At 65.5% G+C, this 2,804-nt stretch carries 2 protein-coding genes; both read left to right on the top strand.

Features of this window, described 5'->3' with window-relative positions; all coding sequences use genetic code 11:
* Positions 1-569 precede the first annotated feature (569 nt).
* Positions 570-1,562, top strand: coding sequence for a MurR/RpiR family transcriptional regulator (locus E3T48_RS03535; RefSeq protein ID WP_338145218.1), 993 nt, complete (start codon positions 570-572; stop codon positions 1,560-1,562).
* Positions 1,559-2,494, top strand: coding sequence for an N-acetylmuramic acid 6-phosphate etherase (gene murQ / locus E3T48_RS03530; protein WP_198417619.1), 936 nt, complete (start codon positions 1,559-1,561; stop codon positions 2,492-2,494). Before E3T48_RS03535 ends, murQ begins: the two co-directional genes overlap by 4 nt.
* The last annotated feature ends 310 nt before the right edge of the window (positions 2,495-2,804 follow it).

Genomic DNA, 2,804 nt, shown 5'->3' with positions numbered 1-2,804 from the left:
CTGCATTCCGATCGCGGGTCCCAGTTCCGCTCGAACGTGTTCCTGCGGGTGCTGAAGAACAACGGCATCACCGGGTCGATGGGGCGCGTCGGCGCGTGCCTGTTAACCGGCTAATCCTCGGCGGATGACGCGGCGAACCGCGACACGCCGGGCCGGATGTGCTTGATTCATCCGGGCAGTGGAGGTACTCCTGTCTCATGAGAACCGACACGGATCTTTGGCTGGAGCGCGAGGGCGAGTATTGGACACTCGCCGGCCCCGGCGCGACGGACTTCCCGGCCATCAACGAATACCTGAGTTATCTGGCCGACCGGAACTACTCACCGGGGTCAAGGCCAGTCACACAGGAGACTTACAAACTCCGGATATGGTTCGATTGCACCTGCGGATCACTTCCACCAGGACCCTCACGCCCGGTCGATTTTGACGACTTGGCGTGACATGCTCACGCCCGCCCATCTGCTTCCAGAAGTGCGTCGCCGGGATTGCCGTCAATCTGTCAGGGGAGAAGAAATAGAAACTCTTGACACAATCCGCTTGAATGCGTGAAACTTTCTTACAGGCCCGGGATGGACCCGGGGATGTGTCTTGGAAGGCGGACGGTGCCCATGGCCTCTAAGAAGGACCCCCGGCAGGCTCCTGATCGCGGCGTTACGACCGATGCTATGCGTGAGTTCTCCGGCCCGACCACGCCGGCTCCGTCAGATGTGGTCGCCAGGCTCCGGGCGATGCTGCTCGGGCTGACCCCAGCGGAGGCCCGGATCGGGCGGGTCCTGCTGTCTGACACCACGGCGGCATCGGCTCTGACGGTCAACGAGCTCGCCGAATGCGCGTCAACGAGCACCGCGAGCGTGGTCCGCACCGCGCGGCGTCTCGGTTTCGACGGATACCCGCAGCTCCGGCTCGCGCTGGCTGCGCAGGGCGGTGCGAACCATGACGGTGGTGTCCCTGTGGGCGCCGACATCGCCGACGGCGACCGGATCGGCGTGGTGTTGACCAAGCTGGCCGCGTTCGAGTCTGAACAGCTCCGCGCCACCGCCGAACTGGTCGATCCCATCGCCCTGGAGAAAGTGATCGATTTGATCCGGGCCGCTCGCCGGATCGACGTGTATGGCATCGGCGCGTCTGGCCTGGTCGCGGAGGATCTAACTGCGAAGTTGAACCGGGTCGGACTGGTCGCCCGGGCATACACCGAACACGACGCGGCGATGGTCAGCGCTTCGCTGCTCGGCCCCGCCGACCTGGCCATCGGCGTTTCCCACTCGGGAGAGAACCCCGGCACCGTCGCGCCACTGCAATTGGCCCGGTCGACCGGCGCTGGCACGGTGGCCATCACTGGCGCCGCCCGTTCCCGATTGGCGGCCCACGGTGAACACGTCTTGGTCACCGCGGGGCGAGAGTTTGGCTTCCGTTCCGCAGCGATGGCCAGCCGCACTGGGCAGCTCCTGCTCGTCGACGCCATCTTTGTCGGCGTCGCGCAAACGCTGCCCGGGGCCCGAGCCGCGCTCGAACGCACCTACGCCGCCGTCACCTCTCATCCGGGACGAAACAAACAACCATGAATAGCTTCAACAACACCAGGAACAGGGACAACACCATGGCACTCGCCACATTGGGCACCGAGACCGCGAATGAGCGCACCACGGACTTGGACACGATGTCCGTCGCGGACCTGCTCACCGTGATGAACCAGGAGGACCGCACAGTCCCAGTTGCGGTGGCGGCGGCACTACCGGCGATCGAGAACGCGGTAAATGCGATCGTGGGCGCGCGCCGCCGCGGCGGACGGCTGATCTACCTAGGTGCCGGCACCAGCGGCCGACTTGGGGTGCTGGACGCCGTCGAATGCCCACCGACGTTCGGTACCGACCCCGGGGAGGTCCTCGGGCTTATCGCCGGCGGCGAGCGGGCGTTCCTCCAGGCCGTCGAAGGTGCCGAAGATGATCCCGGCCTCGCGGTGATCGACCTGTTGGCAGTCGGACTCACCGTCGCTGACGTGGTCGTCGGCATCGCCGCCAGTGGCCGAACCCCGTATGTCATCGGCGGTCTGGATCATGCCCGGAGCGTTGGGGCGGCCACCGTCTCGGTCGCCTGCAATCTCGGCGCGGAGATCAGCAGACACGCCGATGTCGCCATCGAGGTCGACACCGGACCCGAGGTGCTGACCGGCTCTACCCGGCTGAAGGCCGGGTCGGCGCAGAAGCTGGTGTGCAACATGCTTTCCACCGCCAGCATGATCCGCACCGGAAAGGTCTTCCACAACCTGATGGTCGACGTCCAACCCACGAACGCCAAATTGGTCGACCGGGCCCGCCGCATCGTCAGCGACGCCACCGGGGCGGATCCGGATACCGCCGCCGCTGCAATCGATCAGGCCGGCGGGCATGCCAAGACCGCCGTGGTGATGCTGCTCACCGACACTGATGTCCTCACTGCCACCGCTCGCCTCGAACAGGCTCAGGGCGACGTCCGTACCGCCATCACGTCGCCCTGAGCGAAACGTCACCCGCTGTCGCGGGTTCGTACCGTGTGGCACGGGCGTGCATCGCTGACGAGCGTAACAACTCGCGATTCGTCTGCAGTTCCCCGCACGTCACAATCTAGGAGACACAGCCATGCCCGAAAATATCCTCAGCCCCCTGCGCGGCACCGTGGTTTCGCTCGGCGATGTTCCCGACCCGTGTTCGCCCAGGAGATCGTCGGGGCGGGGGGTGCCCCTATGTTTTTGTCAAGCGGCGAGTTGATGGTCGGTTTGATAGAGGGTGCCGTCGCGGAGCATGGCATAGAGGACGTCGCAGCGTCGT

The sequence above is a fragment of the Cryobacterium fucosi genome (genome assembly GCF_004403515.1).
GTDB lineage: Bacteria > Actinomycetota > Actinomycetes > Actinomycetales > Microbacteriaceae > Cryobacterium > Cryobacterium fucosi.
The sequence above is the reverse complement of the archived record's forward strand: the minus strand, read 5'-3'. Positions and strand labels throughout refer to the sequence as shown.